An 18,789-nucleotide genomic window follows, 5' to 3' on the forward strand; every position below is an offset into this window, starting at 1 on the left:
CCGCGTTCTGACAATCACCGGTGCGCTCGAGTGCAGGTCTGTGCAGTGTGCAAGTGCCCGCGATCTCAATCGGGGGCGGCGACGCTGATGTCGAGCGCCGCGTCGACCGAACTAAGGGCTCGGTGTGCATCTTCGTCGGGTTTCGTCCACATGACCGCTGCGGTACCGTCGGCCTTGGCGGCGAGCTCCGCTATGCACAGCCTGTAGTCGGCGACTATCTTGGCGTCGGAGGTAATGTATCCGAACGGAAATGGGTAGCCGGACGCGATGTCGGGCGAATGGATGAGAACGGCAACCCAGCTTCCGGGCTTAAGGATGATCTCCAGAGCGGATGGAAGCTCCTTTGGGGGTACGGCTAGACAGCGGTCGAACAGCGCGGGCTGCCGATTGGCGTGCCCGTAGAGTCTGGTCCAGCCCTTTCGCTCGTAGTCGCTGCCCGACCTCGCAAGCAACACGGTCCCGTCGTCGATCTGATTTTTCCTCGAAAGATCCCGAGCGAGGTTCACGAACGGAACGTTCCTTCCCCACGAAGAGACAGCGGGGGGCAACCAGAACACCGGCGTGCGGGTCGTCGACGATGTGTTCGCCGCAGCCTGCGTCCAGTCGAGTACAGCGGCGCGAAGTTTGTCGGACGCGACGGACCCGACCAGTTTGAGACCGGGAGCTCCGATCCCCTTCAATATCTGTCCTTCGGCCGTCGCGGCGGCGCTGACCCATGGTTCGCGCTCGACCGAAGACCTCACTCCTCCGCGGCGCAGAAGTCCTCCGTCGATCCGATCCACCAATTCGAATGCGTCTTGGTGGTCAGAAGGGGCCACGACGGATTTCATCTGCTCGCTGATCGCGGAGATCAGGGGGCTCCTGGAGCCCGGCCGGCCCCGGTTGGAAAGTTCGGAGAAGTCGGGCGAGGCTCCCGATTCGTCCGCTGGCCGCCAACGGATCGGGATTTGGACGACGGCCGTCGTGGCGGCGATGGGCTGAATGTCCTCGATCGACGTCAGGCGTGCGTCCTCGTCGAGCCAACGACGTCTGGCCTGGGTGGCGCGCCACTCCTGAAAGTGCAGGTCGAACGCGTCCGCGGCGTCGGCCCCGGCGGATGCCGCCCTCTCGCGGTCTGGTAGCCTGAGCTCTTCGATGACCTTTGCTTCCCTCGCGTTCAGGGAGCTTTCCTCCACCGGAGTGAGGGCCGCAAGCTCGAATGCGACCGTCGTATTGATCTCTTCCAGCTCGAACAGATCCAACCTGTCGGATTCGGGCGACAGCGACTTCCATCCTCGCTGCGACAGATGTAGCTGCCCGTTGCGTTCCTCGACGAGCCCTGTGCTCAAGACGTCTTGAAGAAGTATCTTGGACTCCGACGGGTCGAAGTCGAAGAACGCGAGCATGTCGTCCAACCGGATGCCCGGAATCAGATGCACCAATCGTGTGGCGTATTCGGTAGCGAGCGGGATCGACGTTCGCTTCATCACGAGCGCCGCGATCCTGAATTTCTGGCAACGGACCGCGTAGGTCACCACGTCGATGTCGATGTGTTTGGGTGCTTCCGACGTCATCGCCCTTCTCCTCCGATCGACGTGATTCGACCGGCGTCCCTCAACTCGTTTACGACGGATGCGAGCGAGTTTCCCTTCCGGTCAAACATGCGGACCGACCCGATGATGACCAGCCGCTCCATCGCGCGGGACAACGCGACATTTATCCGGTTCGCCGCGCGCACGAAGCCCATGCTGCGCTCCGGATTGCTTCGTACCAACGACAGGATGATGATCTGGTTTTCCTTTCCCTGATAGCTGTCGACCGTCCCTACCTTCACCAGCTTCCTGAATTCGGGCGCCAGGCCCGAGGTGATGAGCATCTCCTCGACCAGACCGACCTGCGGCGCATACATGCAGATGACGCCGACCAGGGGTTCGTCCTCCTTCAGGTCGCTCTTGGCGGCTTCGAGAAATTCGGCGGAACCTGCGATCGTTCTCAGACACGACACGACTGCGGCGGCTTCCCGCCTGTTCACGAAGCTGTTGCCGGATTCGCTCTCTCGCCTGGTGGACTTGGAGAAGCCGGTGTCGATCCAGACGAGTTCATCGTCCAAGGGACGTGGGAGCAGCCGGTAGTAGTCCGGCGGGTCTCCCCGTCCGGTCGTCAGATCCTGACCGGGATAGAAGGTTTTGGCCACCAGCTTCCCGATTTTCGGCGCCATCCGATATTGTCTCTTCAGGGTGCGGGCGACGGACGAGCCGTACTTGGAATGAAATGCACGCTCGAAGTCGCTTCGACGAAGTTCTTTCCTGGATGCGACGTTCAGCCGTTCGCCGAGCGCTTCCATCAGTTCGTGACCGTAGAGCGGCGGAAGCTGCTTGTGGTCGCCCACCAGGAGAACGCGTCGTCCCGACTGCATCCCGACCGCAAGTTCTCCCGGCGTACAGCGCGCCGCTTCGTCGATGATGACCAGATCGAACACGTTCTTGTCGATCTGGATTCCCTGCCGTCCGATTCCGACGCACGTTCCGCTGATGAGATTTCTGCTTCTCGCGAATAGCTCCTCGAGACTCCGCCCGCGCATTCCGAGCGTGGCGCCCCATTCCATCGCCAAGCCGTGGATGCGCAGAAGTCTCCGACGCGCGTCGAGATCGTGCACGGAGTGCCTCTCGGCCAGACTGGCGCGGACCTCCTCGAGGGCTCCGCGAGGATCTCCGTTCACTGGGACGGCGTACTCTTCGGCTGCGACCGTCCATGCTTCCATCAGCTGTTCTGCGCGCTCGCGAGCTGCCGCCACCGTGTCCTGGTCGCGGGAGGTCGCGATGTCCTGCTGGCAGAACTCGATCTGGCGCAGCAAGGATCCCAGCGTGTTCTCGACCTCTATCGCCTCTTCGACGTAATCTCTGTCGAGCCCCAAGCGGCTCGCCGGCGGTGCCACCCGTTCCTTCACGGCGGCACGGAACAGTTCGCGATAGCGGTCCTGGATCGCACGCGCATGGAATTTGTGCAGCATCGGCGAAATCTTCGAGTGCTGACCTACGCGAAGAAGGTCGATGTTTCCGCCCAGCTTCGAGGCTATCTCAAGGATCTTTTCGGCGGCATTGTTCACCGCCTCGTGCGATTGGGAGAGGACGAGAACGCTGTTCAACCGCGACTGCGTGAGAGCGTAGTGGACGAAGGCTGCGATGAAGGTCGTCTTGCCCGTACCCGGCGGTCCCTGAAGCAATCCGAGGGGACCGTGCTTCCAGAGATGCTTGAACGCTTCGTTCTGGTCGGGATTGAGTCCGTACGGCGTCAGCTCTTCGTCGCGGACCTCGGGACCGTACTTCTGCGGGGTCATTTCGCTGTTGGGATCGAAGTACCGGATCAGGTTGGCGATCGTCGACTTGCCGTCGAGAATCCGCGACACCGCGCGCGAGCGGCGTTGAAAGCTGACCAGATCGTCGGGAATTTTCAGGACGTCGCCTCGCTGCAGGCCGCGCGCGCTGCGGACGTTTCTGACGACGACGGTCGTTCCCTGCGTTCGTTCGGTGTCCAGATCGCCGAGTTTGTAGCCGTTCCACTTGACGCCGACGGCTTGCCCGTCGCTGGGGTCGACGTCCGGAATGTTGTCTTCGGCGACGAGGTACAGCGTGCGTTCCTCTTCGTCGTATCTCGGCTCCGAAGCGAGCGTGACCTCAGGGCTGATCTCCTCTTCGACAACGATTGTTCCCAGCCAGAAATCCGTGACGGGAAACCCGCGGCGAGGCGGCTGCTCGGGTTCGGGCGCGCTCGCCGCCGCTTCGGCCGGCTCGACGGGGGTGACATCTTTGGGGACGGAGATGGCGCTCAAGTGCGCCGCGATCAGAGCCGGCAGTTCGTCAAACCCGGCGAATCTGGTCGCCCGCGTCCGGCGTACCGTGACGGATCCCTCGAAAGAGAATATACGATGCCCCTGAGCCCACGCGGCTTCTCTCATGCCGATCTTGGTCGCGACAGCCTCGAACGGCTTCTGGTCGGCGGGATCAAAGTCGACGATAAGCCGCTGGTCGAATCCGAAGATCTCGATCGAGTTCGGAGCCTTCTTCGGCTTTATGATGTGAAACACGCCGTTGTCCGACAGCATGGCGCCCTCGAAGCCGACCCTCTGCATCTCGACTTCGAGTTCGAGTCTCGCGTTGGGCGGCCGACGTCGGCGGAAGACGATCGTTTCCTTGAGACTTTTCAGGGACAGCCAGGGAGCGGCTCCTTCGGCGCATTTCGAGATGCCCAGCGCGAAAAGCGCTTTAGTCTCCTCGTCGCTGCAGGCCTCGGCGAGCTCCGAGGCGATCTGTCCGACTGCGAAACGGTCTCGCGTTCGCAGGTCGTTGTCTTCCGGAGGACAATAGGCGGGCGTTCTTGTCCCTTCCTCGTCGTTCGTGAAGTCGACGACATCGACGAGGATCGGCCGCGGCACTGCGCCGTCCAGAGATACGATGATGTTTTTCGGCGACAGGTCGCCGTGCGTGAGGTCGAGCTTGTGCAGTTCGTCTACCGCATCGACAAGGGCTCCCACGAAACGCCGAAGGGCGTCCGGTGACCAATCGGAAGTTCTGCATTCGGAGAGACGTTCGCCTTCGATCCACTGCTGCACGAGCAGTAGGCCATCGGTGCAGAGGCACGCGACGTCGGTCCGGGGAAGCCAATCGGCGTCGATGCGCCGAAGCGCGTTGGCCTTTGCGAAGAATTCTATCAAGCGAGCCGCGGACTTCCGACGCTCGCCCAGAACGCGCTCTGGCCAGCTCTTGACGAAAAGATCGTCGTCCTCCCGTTTCGCCTTGTAGATTCGATACGGCTTCTTGCTGATCCATTCGATCGGCTCGTAGTCCGAAATCGGGTCGACATCGCGCCGATAGGAGTCCAGTTGCTTCTCGAGAGAGGCCTTTTCCGTCTTGCGTACAAGCTCGGCGAACGCGTCGGCGGCTTCGACGCCGTTTTCGTAGCGCTCGCGCGCGTCAATCTTCAGGCAGCGGTCGAACCAGCTTCTGAAGGCGTCCGGTATGTCCAGATCCTTCATTGTCCCGGACGTCCAGACCGGTACGCGATCCATGGACTGAAGGCGTTCTCCCGACAGAAGCGTCCAGACGAGCGCCCCGGCGAGGAACACGTCCTGCTGAAAGGGTGTGCCGGCCGAACTCTCCCCTACGTCTTCGGGCACCCGGAATCCGCTCGCCAAGAGTTTCGAGCGCGTTCCCCCGATCGACTTGCGGTCGGGGAAATGCGCGGCGCCGAATCCGGATATGACGACCTTGCTTCGGCGCTCGTCGATCCAGACCGAGTGCCGGTCGAGGTCGCGGTGAGCGACCCGAATGCGGTGCAGGCTCGCTATCCTGTCGAGGAACAGCCGCGCCAACTCGACCCGCCGCTCGAACGCGAGGTCCTTGAGCGGTCCTTGGAATCTGTTGAGCCTTTCAAGGTCCGGCAACCGGTCGAATATCTCCGAATATCTCAGCGTATACTCGGAATCGAAGTGGATCGATCTGAGCACGTAGTTCTCGTACAGGGCGGGATCCTGCACGCGGATGTGGCCGAGCACGGCACGCTCCCGCTCCGCCACGGGCCGCCTGGCTCCTTCGACGAGGAATTCGCTTTCGACGGTGAAGTCCCACAACCTGAGCAGTCCCGTATAGTTCGGATCTTCGGGTTGATGGCAGCCGAACTCCTCGAACAATGCGTGTTTGAACTCCGGATCGCCCACAGGAACGAAGCCGTGGAAGCGCGTCTTCCTGGGCTCGAATAGCTTTCCGTTGCGGAAGAACTTCTGGAGGATGGTGCCGAGCTGCCCTGAGCAGATCGGGTCGGACGCGCCGTACCTCGAATGCGTCGTGAAGAGGCTTCGGAACGCTTGCTCGCGGGAGATCTTCAGGAAATCCACTAGTTTCACGGTTCGGTCGAGTTCTACCGAGTCGAGTCCGCTCGGATCGCAATCCGGATGGGTGAGGACGACGATACTTTCCACGGGCGGGACGGCCGGAATCTGATGGACTTCGGACCTGATCAGCGAGGCGAGCATCTTCGCGTTTTCGCGAATCTTATGTGCGGGCGAGGGTCCGAGATTGTCCGCGCCGCGGTGCCAGAAACCGCCGCGGTTTTCGATCCGGCCGCGGATGTGCTTCAGGTCGATCAGGATGATCCGGTCGGCTGTTATGACGACGGCGTCGATTTCGCGGTCCTGGCCGCGTCGACCGCGTTGTCGCATCACGAAATTTGCGAAACCCTTCCATTGTCGCGGAAGGGCGCTGCGCATCTCCGCCAACCCCTCCATTTCCGTGGGTTGCGGACCCTGAGGCAGAAAGAAGTGTATCTCCATCGACGTTCCAATTTGCTATCGCGACCGCGAACGGTACCGGCGGAATGCGCTCGGGCGCTCGACACGACAGGCCTTTTCGCGGTTGCTTCCTCAGGTTGCGTCGCTCAGCAATAATGCCACTTGGGCGACGTCACCAGCCCTTCTATTGCATGGTTTCGGCCGATTCGGCTCCTGATGGCTTTGCTTCTCACACGGCGCAACGAGGCGTTCGCGACAGTGTGCCGCGCGCGAATTGTCGAGACATGTTCGGATAGTCGTATGTCGCGGGTCCAAAACGGCCTACGCCGCCGCCTTGTCTTCCTTGTCGACGCCGCGCATGACGATCTGCAGCGCGTTGTCGGGCAGCGGACGCTGCAGCCCCTTCGCCTCGTCCCACGGAGCGCGCATCCAGACGTCGCGTTCTTCCTCGGTCGTCAGGATCACCGGCATCGCCTTCGAATGGATCGGTGCGACGATGGCGTTCGGCGACGTCGTCAAGAAACCATAGACCAAATGAGGCCCGGGGATCGGCTTCGACTTGGTACCGCGATCTCCCTTGAACTCAGTCCAGATGCCGGCGAAGCAGAACAGCGGCCGACTTTCATCGAGCGCGAACCAGACGACGTCCTTCTTCTTGGTTTCCGGATTTGCCTCGGGCGCGTATTCGGCAAAGCTGTTCGCGGGCACAACGCAGCGATTCTCCGGCTTTAGCCAGCCGCGCCAATGGGGAGACGATGTGTTGCGAATATTCGTCACGGGCGGACCGCCGGTTCGCGGTGGAGGTGGCATGCCCCAACGCATCAGCACCATCTCTTCGGTATCACCGGTGTTGCGGACCACGGGTGCCGGGTAGTCCGGAAAGACGCCGGGCATCGGCGGCAGGTTGCCAACGTAGCGGTTCATGCGCCGGAACAAGCCGGCGATTGCCGCCTGGTTCGTGGTTATGGAATACAGATTGCACATTTCAGCGTCCGCGCTCGGCCATCATGATACCCGACGGGCAGCGTTTTGTTCGAACGATCTCATCATGATGCCGTCGAGTATCTTGTCGGCTGCGGCTCGAACCTTTCGCTCGACATCTTCGGGGAGGGGCGGCAAGTTGTGTGTCTTCACAAGAGCGGAGAGTTCTTTGTGAACGTCGGAGCGGAATCCTCGCGGGTCATCCGCCATCTCCGACACGATCTGAAAAAGCGTGGCGAGCATGAATTGGATCGCCATGTCGGCTCCCATCTGCTCGGCCTGGTCGTCCGTGATGAACGAAAGCTTTCCCTGATGCTGCATCGATACCTCGCCATTTATCCTGTGTAGGTCCGAAAGCGTCCGCGCGTGTAGGCGTGCGATACGGCCTTCTCCAACTCCGCGATCTCCGCTTCCAATAGGTTGTTCGCGACGATCAGCGCGCGAACAGTCGCACGCAGATCGCCGTCGCAAGCGGCGATCGCCTGATCGACGGCGATCTCCAGCCCGTCGTCCCCTTCGTTCGGCTGAGAGACCGGGGACATGCGCCGTTCCAGGTTGACCGTCGATGGATCATGTTCTTATTTTGTTCTCATGGAGTCAAGCCGTCGTTTCAAGCCACCTTGGACCCTGATCCGGGAAAATTCGGAGTGCTACGTCGTCAAGGACGCCAATGGCGTGACTTTGGCATGGCTTTATTGCCGCGATGATGCGCAGCGCTACAGTTTCGGGGTCAGCAAGCTCTCTTCGGACGAGGCGCGGCGCATCGGCAAGGCGATTGCGCGCATCCCCGAATTCCTGATGCCGCGCCAAGGCTTTTATCCGCGTGGGGGCGGACCGCGGTGGCGTTCCGACCGGCCCTATCACGTCGCCCTTGAGGACCGTTATATCCGCGAGCACTGGGATGAAATTTACGCTCTCTGCAAGCTGAACAGTTTGCCCTTCAATGCAACAGGCGAAGTCATAGAGAGCGACGGCGTTTGGAGGGTCTATGAGTTCACCTGGCAGATGGATGCGATCCTTTTCTGGGATCGCTTTTCGGGCCGCTGGTTGCGCGGCACCGAATTTCACTATCCCGAGCGGCCAGAGAATCTGCCTGCACTAAAACCGCTTGAGAACTGGCCAAAGTCCAATCCGCGCGATCTGCGGTAATCAATGTAGCCAACGCCATGAACGAATCCCGAGTCCTTGTATTTGTATTGATGCTCCTGCTGCTATCGAGCGCGGCGGTGGCCGACGGCGTTGCGGGGCAGGCCAGCGTCATTGATGGCGACACGCTGGAAATTCATGGAACACGCATCCGGCTTTGGGGTATCGACGCGCCGGAGAGCAGCCAGTTATGCAGGGGCGAGGACAGTTCTCAATATCGCTGTGGTGCCCAGGCGGCAAACGACCTCAGCGCTTACATTGCGCGGCGCCCCGTCAACTGTGTCCCGCTCAGCTTCGACCAATATGGCCGCACCATTGCGGCTTGTTCTGTCGACGGCGTTGATCTCGGCGAGTGGCTCGTGCGCAATGGTCTTGCGCTGGACTGGCCTCAATACTCGAAAGGCCAATACAACGGGGCTCAACGCGATGCTGAGCGCGCCGGTCGAGGGATCTGGAAGGGCAGCTACGTCGAGCCGTGGCTGTATCGTGCCTGCATTCGCGGGAGCGGGAAGCCATCCGACTGTTCGGACGACGCAAATGCCCATCCTTGATGGAACTTCAATGCGATGCGTCAATCCACATTTCCACAGTCGCGCAGATGACTCTGGCGTGGTTTGGGCGACTCACGCTAACCCGTCAATCCCAACCGCCTCACTTCACAAAGGAAGAAAATGGTTGCAACTAACCGTGAACTGCCGGCATCTGGTTACGCACTTGAAGTGGACGGTCGACTCAAAGCTGAATTTGCAACCAAAGACGGCGCAAGGGCGGGCGGAGAAGAACTGAAGAAGCGTTTTCCCATGCTTCAGATCAGGATCTATGACGCGCAGGCGAATGCGCGCGAGGAAATCTAAATTTTCTGACTCAAGCCTAAGCGGGTTATTCTGCTTGTGCGCATCCGCTAGCCGCGGACCGGGCTCTCGTGAACCGAGCCGCTAACGCGTCTCGGCCGTCCGGCTTCGATCCCTTGCGCGATACGGTGTCGCTCGCCGGAGGCACTCGCGTTAGGGGCCGCCGGCATTGCATGCCGGCGCCGCTATCACTGCCCCGAACGCGGGTGCCTTCTTAACCGGTCTCGCGACTGCAGTCGCCTCGGTGCCCGCGGGCATTTCATGCCCGCGTCGCTATCACTGCCCCTTCGTCGGCTGCCTTCTCACTTGCCTCCGCTGCGCTTCGGCCGAAGAATCTCTTCGTGGTCTAGGGCGTATCCTCATTGATCCGGGACGTCCGCTTATCCCCCAACAGCGGCGCGGAGGCGCACATTGCAGGAGGTCCGAGAAGGGCCCAAAAGCATGATCAGTTCAAAAACGCGCATATCGCCGCCGCGCGCCCCTTCCACCAGGCATCCCTGAAAACGGTCGGATAGGCGTATTCGCGCCGCGTAGCCCTCCAATGTATTGAACAAAACCCGTTAGGAGCTCCTGAACCTCAAGCAACTGAGGACGGCTTGGAGCCACCTGTACAAATTGCTCGCGCGACATTCCAACAACCACAGCACTTCCTTCTGCGCGTCCTGGAAGCAGGCACCAAAGCGTATCTCTAAGCACATCCGGTGGTTGGCTCTCATCCACACCCCGGAAATCAAAAATGACGGGTACTGAACTATCAAGCCACATCGCAGGAAAGCACTCGTCAGGGAATGCGAGGAGGAAGTATCCCTGAATAGGCGTGCGCCTGAGATGGTCCTTTCCCTTATTAAACCGTGGATAGTCTCGTTGTAGGCGGGTGCCATCGACAACCCACACCATGTTTCCGTAGAAGCGCTCGCGTTTAGTGCGTTCTTGCGGGTCGAGATGCGAATGCTGAAACTCAAGCACGAGGCCATGAGGGGTACGAACATCAGCGATGTGTTTTTCCCCGGATTGCCCATCGTGCTGGATGAACTCCTGGCATTCGGTCGGAAAGTTGTTTTTCCATGCGCGGTGCCAGTCGGTTTCCTTTTCGGTCCACGCATCACAATCCCGCATTCCGCGGTGCGCCCAGTGGGCAACTCTGTGCGTGCCACATTTGGCAATAACTTCCCCATTACAACGGCGACACGTCGCCCTTCCGCCGGGGAAGGCCTCAACACGTTGCCCGTTTGCGAGTGCAAATCTCATGTTTCATAGGCTCCATCTTTGAAGCGAAGAAAATAGGTTGAGCTTAGCTACATCGTGCACGACGGCAACATGATTTAGTGAATGCGGCATCAGCGATCGTCATGGTCGGGATAGTGATGATAGTGGTTGTGGTGATGATTGCAGCGGTCGTGGTGACCGTGATCTCGGTTCGAGCTGTGATGATGTTGATGATGTTGATGGGAATGGTGGTGATGAAGCCCCTAACTCTGACAGTGACGACGATCCTAGCGGACATTTGTGTCCGACCGCTTCGCATGTCGGCAATGCGTCAAAAACCGGCAATACTCTGATTGAGCAGAAAAGTTCTGTTTAGACCCCAAAGCCGACATTTGCGCCGTTATGAGTACACGCCGCACTATGCGAGCGCGGTTGCCGCCTGGCGGGAGTGTCAAGAGCAAGAGGAGAGCCGGGATTTTCGTGGCGGGTTGGAGGCCGAGAGAGAGTCTTTCGGCTGCCCGTCATGGAGAATCCGACATGGCAAGCGCCGTTCAGAAGATCAAACTTAGTCCCTCCCGGGATATTCCCTTTAACAAACTGGTGCTGAGCCAGTCCAACGTTCGGCGCGTGAAGTCCGGCGTTTCGATCGAGCAACTCGCAGAGAGCATCGCGCAGCGTACTTTGTTGCAGAGCCTGAATGTCCGGGCCGTTGTCGACGGAGAAGGCAACGAAACCGGCATATTCGAGGTCCCGGCGGGCGGCAGGCGCTATCGCGCGCTGGAACTTCTCGTGAAGCAAAAGCGCATGGCCAAAACGCAGCCCGTTCCTTGCGTCGTGCGCGATGGCGGTATCGCCGAGGACGATTCGCTCGCCGAGAACGACGAGCGGATTGGGCTCCATCCGCTCGATCAGTTCCGAGCCTTCCAGACCTTGCTTGGCGCCGGCTTGCCGGAGGAGGAGATCGCGGCACGGCACTTCGTGACGCCAGCCGTCGTGAAGCAACGATTGCGGCTGGCGTCCGTGTCGCCAAAGCTGCACGAGGTCTATGCCGAAGACGGCATGACCCTCGACCAACTCATGGCCTTCTCTGTTACAGCCGACCAGGCCAGGCAGGAGCAGGTCTGGGATAACGTCAGCCGCTCTGGTTACGATGAGCCGTATCAGATACGGCGCATGCTGACCGAGAATACCGTCCGTGCATCCGATCGTAGGGTTCAATTTGTGGGTCTCGATGCCTACGAGCAAGCGGGTGGCGGCGTTCTGCGAGACCTCTTCGAGCACGATGATGGTGGCTGGCTTCAGGACGTCGCGTTGCTCGACCGCCTCGTGACCGAAAAGCTCAAAGTCGAGGCTGAGACGATCGCCGCGGAAGGCTGGCGGTGGATCTCGGTGGCCGTGGAGTTCCCCTACGATCACACCAGGGGCTTGCGCGAGCTTGAGGGCAAACCTGTCGATCTCTCGCCCGAGGAGAAAGGCACCATCGACGCCCTCAACGCGGAGCAGGCCAGGCTTGAGTCCGATTATCAGGATGCCGACGAATTGCCCGACGAGGTCGATCAGCGCCTCGGCGAAATCGAGCAGGCCTTGATGGCATTCGAAGACCGGCCGATGCTCTACGATTCGGCCGAGACCGTCCGAGCTGGCGTCTTCATCAGCATCGATTCCGAAGGACGTCTTTCCGTGGACCGGGGTTACGTCCGGCCGGAGGACGACGTGACGGCAACCGATCCTCATGTCGGGCAGGGCGCTGAACCGTCGCCGACGGACGGAGAGGAGGCTGGTGTCTCCGTCCAACGTACGGTCATCGCCGTTGCGGGTGGTGCTGCAGATGCCGACGAGGAAGATGAGGACGCGACCAAACCTCTACCGGACCGGCTCATCATAGAGCTGACGGCGCATCGTACGCTGGCATTGCGGGACGCGTTGGCAGAAAATCCTGCGATCGCGTTCCAGGCTGTACTGCACAACTTCGTGCTGACGGCCTTCTACCGGTTCGCATCGTCCGGAAGCTGTCTTGAGATTGGACTGTGTACGCCGACCTTTCCTGCTCAAGCCCCGGGGCTGCGGGAAAGCGCGTCCGCCAAGGCCGTCGAGGGCCGGCACGAGTCCTGGAAAGCACGATTGCCGAAGGGCGAGAACGACCTCTGGGACGCACTCGCGGCCCTCGACGGCGAAGCACAAGCGTCCCTGTTCGCCCATTGTGCATCATTTGCGGTCAACGCCGTCTACGAGGCGGCCAACCGCTACAATCAGGGCCGCGTCTCCGCCCACGGCGTCCAGACGCGTCTTGGTCAGGCCAATGTGCTGGCGCAGGCCGTCAACCTCGACTTGGTCCGAGCTGGCTGGCGACCCACAGTCGACAACTATCTTGGCCGGGTCACCAAGCCTCGCATTCTGGAGGCCGTGCGGGAGGCAAAAGGGGAGTCTTCCGCGCAACTGATCGACCACCTGAAGAAAGCCGACATGGCAAAGGAGGCCGAGCGGCTTCTCGATGGCTCGGGCTGGTTGCCCGAACCGCTGCGTCTGGCCGACTCCGGTGCGTCGCCAGCGGAAGAGCAGGCTGAAACGGGCCAGCTGCCAGAATTCCTCGCCGACGACGAGGATCGGGAGAACGCGGGCGACGACGATCCGCAACAGCTCGACGCGGCCGAGTAACGCGACAGAACGGGACGGCTCCGGCCGTCCCGCAGTCTTGGGGGGACCGGTGCATAGCGCCGGTCCCCCTTTTTGTTGGCGACAGCTGAGAGGTAGAGCCGGGCCGGCAAGGGTTTGAATCGCCGCGGTCTTAAGGAGAGCGCCGGGTGGTTCGACCCGCTCCCGCTCTCCCGAGAAATCCTGCCATGACCGAATCTCTCGCAGTCGGCGCCGCCGCGCCGCTCTCGATGCGTGCCGCCGTTACCGTCACCTCGGCCGCCGTCAGGGCCGCCCGACAGCTTCTGACTGATCTCGAACGCGGCCGTCGCATCGATGCCGCCGTTCTGCGCAGCGCCATGGAGGCGGCCTTCGGCGCTTCGGACGCGGCCGGCGCCTGGAACTGGAAGACCGCCTATGACGTCTGCGAGGCGGCAACGGTTCTGTTCCTTCGCAAGTTCGGCCCGGCCATCCGCGCCAAGGCCGGCTCGACGGCCGCCATGCTGCCGATGCTGGCGCGAGTCGCCAGTCTCCTGCCGACCCATACGCGGCGGTCCGAGGACAGTCTGGCGCTTCAACAATTCTCAACGCCGATCCCGCTTGGGCTGGCCGCATGTACCGCTGCCGACATTACACCGGATGATCGCGTTCTCGAGCCTTCCGCGGGAATCGGTTTGCTCGCCATCTTTGCCGAACTCGCCGGCGGCACTCTGACGCTGAACGAGTTGGCCGGGGCTCGCGCGGATCTGCTCGACCAACTGTTCGCTAACGTTGAGGTCACACGGTTCGACGCTGCCCAAATCGATGACCACCTTGGTGCCAGTGTCGCACCAAGCGTCGTCCTGATGAACCCGCCGTTCTCGGCGCTGGCGAACGTCGATCGACGGATGGCGGACGCGGCTCTCCGGCACATCGCTTCGGCCCTGGCACGCCTTTGCGACGGCGGGCGTCTCGTCGCCATCGTCGGACGGAACCTTGCGCCGGACAACCCGGCATGGACCGACGCCTTTGTGCGCCTCCAGGAACGCGGGAGCGTGGTGTTTTCTGGCGCCATCGACGGCGCCGTTTACGCCAAGCATGGAACACAGACAGATACGAGGCTGCTTGTAATCGACAAGCTACCTGCCGAAGATCCGAAGGTATTTCCTGCTTCCTTGGGCATGGCGAGCGAAGTCGCCACCCTGCTTGACTGGGTGATCCAGCATGTGCCTCCGAGGCCGCCTGTTGTCGCACCCGTCGTGGTCGACGTCATCAGGCGTTCTCCGATATCACGATCGACCGGCGCCTCTGCGTCACGCCCGTCCACCTCGATCGGCGCATCATTAGATGGCGTAGAACTTACGTACGAGACGGTCGAATGGTCGCCGCCGGAAGGCGTCCGACTGACCGATGCGCTTTATGAAGAATACGGGTTGCAGTCGATCCGTATTCCCGGATCGTGCGCACATCCGACCAAACTCGTCCAGTCGGCGGCGATGGCGTCCGTTGCGCCACCGAAGCCATCCTACCGGCCGCACCTGACTTCGACTCTGGTGACAGATGGACTTTTGTCGGACGCTCAGCTCGAGAGCGTCATCTATGCCGGCGAGGCGCATTCCGAGTTTCTTGCCGGTTCCTGGACAATCGATGAGACTTTTGACGTTGTGGCCGCCGCCCGCGACGACGCCGAGAATGCCGTCCGCTTTCGCCGCGGCTGGTTTTTGGGCGATGGCACCGGTGCTGGCAAAGGTCGGCAGGTCGCAGGCATCCTGCTCGACAACTGGCTCAAGGGCCGTCGACGTGCGGTCTGGATCAGCAAATCCGATAAGCTAATCGAAGATGCACAGCGCGACTGGTCCGCGCTCGGTATGGAGCGATTGCTTGTTACGCCGCTGTCCCGGTTTCGGCAGGGGACGGCGATCCGGCTTGCGGAAGGCGTCCTATTTGCTACCTACGCCACGCTGCGCACCGACGAGCGTGGTGAAAAGCTTTCGCGTGTCGGGCAGATCGTTGAATGGTTGGGCTCCGACTTCGACGGAGTGATCGTCTTCGACGAGAGCCACGCCATGCAGAATGCGGTCGGAGGCAAAGGCGAGCGCGGCGACCAGGCGGCATCTCAGCAAGGGCGCGCCGGCCTTAGGCTCCAGCACGCTTTGCCGAGTGCTCGCGTGGTGTATGTATCGGCGACGGGCGCTACTACGGTTCACAACCTCGCTTACGCCCAACGCCTCGGCCTTTGGGGCGGCGCCGACTTCCCGTTCGCCACCCGTGCCGAGTTTGTCGAAGCGATCGAAGATGGTGGCGTCGCGGCCATGGAGGTGCTGGCACGCGATCTCAAGGCGCTTGGTCTCTACGCCGCCCGCTCGCTCTCTTACGAGGGCGTCGAGTACGATCTCGTCGAGCACCAGCTTACGCCCGAGCAGGTTCGCATCTACGACGCCTATGCCGATGCATTCTGCATCATCCATAACAATCTCGACGCGGCGATGCGAGCCGCCAACATCACCGGCGAAACCGGAACGCTGAACGGGCAAGCAAAATCCGCGGCGCGATCAGCCTTCGAGAGCGCCAAACAGCGCTTCTTCGGTCATCTCCTCACTTCGATGAAGACGCCGTCGCTGATCGGCTCGATCGAGCGCGATCTCAACGCGGGCCATGCCGCCGTCATCCAGATCGTGTCGACGGGCGAAGCGCTGATGGAGCGCCGGCTCGCCGAGATCCCGACGGAGGAGTGGGGTGACGTCCAGGTCGACATCACCCCGCGCGAATATGTGCTCGACTATCTCTCCCATTCCTTTCCGGTCCAGCTTTACGAGCCATTCACAGACTCAGAGGGCAATCTCTGCTCCCGGCCTGCCTATCGTGACGGTCAGCCGATCGAGAGCCGGGAAGCCGTCGCACGCCGTGACAGGTTGATCGAGAAACTCGCCTCGTTGCCGGCGGTACCCGGCGCTCTCGATCAGGTCGTGCAGCGCTTCGGCACCGATATGGTCGCCGAGGTGACCGGCCGCTCGCGCCGCGTCATCCGCAAGGGCGACCGGTTGGTGGTCGAGAACCGCGCAGGTTCGGCGAACCTTGCGGAGACATCGGCCTTTATGGACGACGTCAAGCGCATCCTCGTGTTCTCCGACGCGGGCGGCACGGGGAAGAGCTACCACGCCGAACTGTCGGCCCGAAATCGCCGCTTGCGAGTCCATTACCTGCTCGAGCCCGGCTGGAAGGCAGATGCCGCGATCCAGGGGCTCGGCCGCACCAACCGGACCAACCAGGCGCAACCGCCGCTGTTCCGTCCCATCGCGACCGATGTGAAAGCCGAAAAGCGTTTTCTCAGCACCATCGCGCGCCGGCTCGACACGCTGGGGGCTATTACGCGCGGCCAGCGCCAGACCGGGGGGCAGGGGCTGTTCCGGCCCGAGGACAATCTCGAAAGCCAGTACGGTCGTGATGCGCTCCGTCAACTCTATACGCTACTTGCGCGGGGCAAGGTTGACGGTTGCTCACTCGAGAGGTTCGAGGAAGCGACCGGCCTGAAACTGACAGATGCCAATGGCCTGAAGGATGACCTGCCGCCGATCACGACCTTCCTGAACAGATTGCTTGCGCTCACCATCGACCTGCAGAATGCCCTGTTCACCGCTTTCGAACGGCTTTTGACGGCACGGATCGAGGGCGCGGTCGCATCGGGCACCTACGACATCGGACTGGAAACGCTCCGGGCCGAGAGCTTTGTCGTCTCCGACCGCAGGACAATTTACGTACATCCCGGCACTGGCGCCGAGACCCGGTTGCTCACGATCATCCAGCGCCAGCGCAATCATCCCGTCAGTCTGGATGACGCCCTCGCTCGTCTTTCCGAACGTCGTGCTGTCCTTCTGATCAACGAGCGCTCAGGCCGCGCCGCCGTCCAGATTCCGGCGGCGAGCGTCATGCTCGACGACGGCGAAATCGAGCAGCGCGTCCGCCTGATCCGACCGATGGAGCAGCACAAGGTTCCCCTGACCATGATGGCGGAGAGCCATTGGATCGAGGCGGATCGTGAACGCTTTGTCGCGTCCTGGCTCGCGGAGCTTGCCGAGGTCCCCGAATTCACGGACAGCACGATCCACGTCGTGGCTGGATTGCTACTACCCATCTGGAAGCGGCTGCCGAACGAATCGACCCGTGTCTATCGGCTTCAGACTGACGCGGCCGAGCGCATCATCGGCCGCAAGGTCTCTGCCGCCTGGGTCGCGAGTGTACTTGCGGCGGACGCGCCCGCGCTGACGCCCGACGTTGCCTTTGCTGCGCTAATGGACGGACGGACCGTCCTGGAACTGGCAGAGGGGCTCCAACTTCGCCGAGTCCGAGTGATGGGCGCATCTCGCATCGAGTTGTCGGGCTTCAACGATACAATGCGCGATCGCCTCCGGGCATACGGCCTCTTTGGCGAGATCATCTCCTGGAAACTCCGCATGTTCGTGCCGACGGACACAAGCGGCGCTGAGATCCTTTCGAAGGTGCTCGACAGCTATCCGGTGGCGCGCATTGCTGAACGGGAGGCCGCGTGATGTCGCGCAATGCTTCCGAACTGGCAGGCCGCCTCGCGCGCGAGGCCGAGGCGGTGTGCCGGCACTATCTCTCCAATGGCAAGCGGGCGGGCCGGTACTGGCTGGTCGGCGACATCAACAACAACCCGGGCCGCTCGTTGTTTGTGCGGCTCCAGGAATCACCGAAGGGCCGCGCCGGCAAATGGACCGATGCGGCGACGGGGGAGCATGGTGACCTCCTCGACATCATCCGACAGAGCCGGGGTTTGCGAGATTTCCGCGAGGCCGCCGAGGAGGCGCGGCGCTTTCTGAACCTGCCCCGCCTTGAACAGCAACCTGCCCCGAGATCCGGCCGTCCAGGAGTACCCTCCGGATCGCATCAGGCGGCCCGTCGGCTCTTTGCGATGTCAGGCCCGATTGAAGGGACGGTAGTCGAGTCGTATTTGCGGCGTCGCGGAATAGCCCATGTCCACCATGGTGGCAGCCTCCGCTTCCACCCACGCTGCTACTATCGGCCCGATGAGCACCTTCCGACCGAAACCTGGCCGGCAATGATCGCCTGCGTCACCGATGTCGTGGGTCGGATCACCGGCGCGCATCGGACCTGGCTCGATCCAGAGGACTTCGATCGCGTTCGACTTGGCAAAGCTCCGATCGATACCCCGCGGCGGGCGATGGGCGATCTGCTGGGCAATTCCGTTCGCTTCGGCGTGGCCGGTGACGTGCTGGCTGCCGGCGAAGGGATAGAGACCATGCTGTCGTTACGATGTGTATTATCGACCCTGCCGATGGCCGCAGCACTCTCTGCCAACCACCTCGGAGCGATCGAATTCCCATTGGGCTTACGACGGCTCTATATCGCTCGCGACGCCGATGCTGCCGGAAACACGGTGTTAGCAGTGCTGACGCAGCGCGCAAAAGCAGCCGGTATCGAAGCCATCACGTTGTCGCCTCGGCTCGGTGACTTCAACGAAGATCTGCACATCTTCGGTCTTCACGCCCTCCGGGCAGCGATGCGGATTCAACTCGTGCCGGAGGATGTCGACCGCTTCCTGCTTTCTTCGACTGTCGTCGTATAAGACGCCACGCACTCGATCGATGTCGAAAATCGGACGAGCGAGGTACTCTGTCGAACTCGGTCGCACCCACGGCCTTCTAGAGGGCGATCGGACGGCAAGCGGCCCGGGCCGGCAATGGCTGCGACCGG

Annotated in this window: 12 protein-coding genes; 6 read left to right on the forward strand and 6 right to left on the reverse strand. The window is 61.6% G+C overall.

Annotated features, from left to right (window positions below):
* Positions 1 to 65: 65 nt before the first annotated feature.
* The 5 genes from AC3WLX_RS27155 to AC3WLX_RS27175 form a co-directional block, all read right to left on the reverse strand.
* Entirely contained in the window at positions 66 to 1,553 is a 1,488-nt protein-coding gene (locus tag AC3WLX_RS27155) for a hypothetical protein (RefSeq protein ID WP_492338255.1), read from the reverse strand.
* Positions 1,550 to 6,304, reverse strand: a complete 4,755-nt coding sequence (locus AC3WLX_RS27160) for an AAA domain-containing protein (RefSeq protein ID WP_492338256.1) — start codon at positions 6,302 to 6,304, stop codon at positions 1,550 to 1,552. Before AC3WLX_RS27160 ends, AC3WLX_RS27155 begins: the two co-directional genes overlap by 4 nt.
* A gap of 279 nt (positions 6,305 to 6,583) precedes the next feature.
* Positions 6,584 to 7,246 carry an SOS response-associated peptidase gene (locus AC3WLX_RS27165; RefSeq protein WP_492338257.1) on the reverse strand — a complete coding sequence of 221 codons (663 nt, stop codon included), beginning with the start codon at positions 7,244 to 7,246 and terminating at the stop codon, positions 6,584 to 6,586.
* Between the two features lie 21 nt (positions 7,247 to 7,267).
* The gene (locus AC3WLX_RS27170; protein ID WP_492338258.1) at positions 7,268 to 7,564 is read right to left on the reverse strand and encodes a hypothetical protein; all 297 of its coding nucleotides are present in this window, start codon (positions 7,562 to 7,564) and stop codon (positions 7,268 to 7,270) included.
* 14 nt (positions 7,565 to 7,578) lie between these two features.
* Positions 7,579 to 7,785 (reverse strand): hypothetical protein, encoded by a 207-nt coding sequence (locus AC3WLX_RS27175; protein ID WP_492338259.1) that lies wholly within the window; start codon positions 7,783 to 7,785, stop codon positions 7,579 to 7,581.
* On the opposite strand from AC3WLX_RS27175, the gene AC3WLX_RS27180 reads away from it, so the two are divergent.
* The 3 genes from AC3WLX_RS27180 to AC3WLX_RS27190 all read left to right on the forward strand — a co-directional run bounded on the left by AC3WLX_RS27180 (position 7,784) and on the right by AC3WLX_RS27190 (position 9,243).
* Positions 7,784 to 8,392, forward strand: coding sequence for a hypothetical protein (locus AC3WLX_RS27180; RefSeq protein ID WP_492338260.1), 609 nt, complete (start codon positions 7,784 to 7,786; stop codon positions 8,390 to 8,392). The two genes, AC3WLX_RS27175 and AC3WLX_RS27180, sit on opposite strands and share 2 nt — an antisense overlap.
* Positions 8,393 to 8,409: 17 nt before the next feature.
* On the forward strand, positions 8,410 to 8,940 hold the full coding sequence (locus AC3WLX_RS27185) for a thermonuclease family protein (RefSeq protein ID WP_492338261.1): 531 nt from the start codon (positions 8,410 to 8,412) through the stop codon (positions 8,938 to 8,940).
* Positions 8,941 to 9,060: 120 nt separating this feature from the next.
* Positions 9,061 to 9,243 carry a hypothetical protein gene (locus AC3WLX_RS27190; protein WP_492338262.1) on the forward strand — a complete coding sequence of 61 codons (183 nt, stop codon included), beginning with the start codon at positions 9,061 to 9,063 and terminating at the stop codon, positions 9,241 to 9,243.
* A gap of 447 nt (positions 9,244 to 9,690) precedes the next feature.
* Here AC3WLX_RS27190 and AC3WLX_RS27195 read toward each other — a convergent pair whose 3' ends face one another.
* The gene (locus AC3WLX_RS27195) at positions 9,691 to 10,488 is read right to left on the reverse strand and encodes a competence protein CoiA (protein WP_492338263.1); all 798 of its coding nucleotides are present in this window, start codon (positions 10,486 to 10,488) and stop codon (positions 9,691 to 9,693) included.
* Positions 10,489 to 10,983: 495 nt separating this feature from the next.
* On the opposite strand from AC3WLX_RS27195, the gene AC3WLX_RS27200 reads away from it, so the two are divergent.
* The 3 genes from AC3WLX_RS27200 (at position 10,984) to AC3WLX_RS27210 (ending at position 18,661) form a co-directional block, all read left to right on the forward strand.
* A complete protein-coding gene (locus AC3WLX_RS27200) occupies positions 10,984 to 13,101 on the forward strand; it encodes a ParB/RepB/Spo0J family partition protein (protein ID WP_492338264.1) in 2,118 nt (705 codons plus the stop codon).
* Between the two features lie 185 nt (positions 13,102 to 13,286).
* Positions 13,287 to 17,603, forward strand: coding sequence for a strawberry notch-like NTP hydrolase domain-containing protein (locus AC3WLX_RS27205; RefSeq protein ID WP_492338265.1), 4,317 nt, complete (start codon positions 13,287 to 13,289; stop codon positions 17,601 to 17,603).
* On the forward strand, positions 17,603 to 18,661 hold the full coding sequence (locus AC3WLX_RS27210) for a DUF7146 domain-containing protein (protein WP_492338266.1): 1,059 nt from the start codon (positions 17,603 to 17,605) through the stop codon (positions 18,659 to 18,661). Before AC3WLX_RS27205 ends, AC3WLX_RS27210 begins: the two co-directional genes overlap by 1 nt.
* Positions 18,662 to 18,789 lie beyond the last annotated feature (128 nt).

The organism is Bradyrhizobium sp. FW305-F6 (assembly GCF_058782905.1).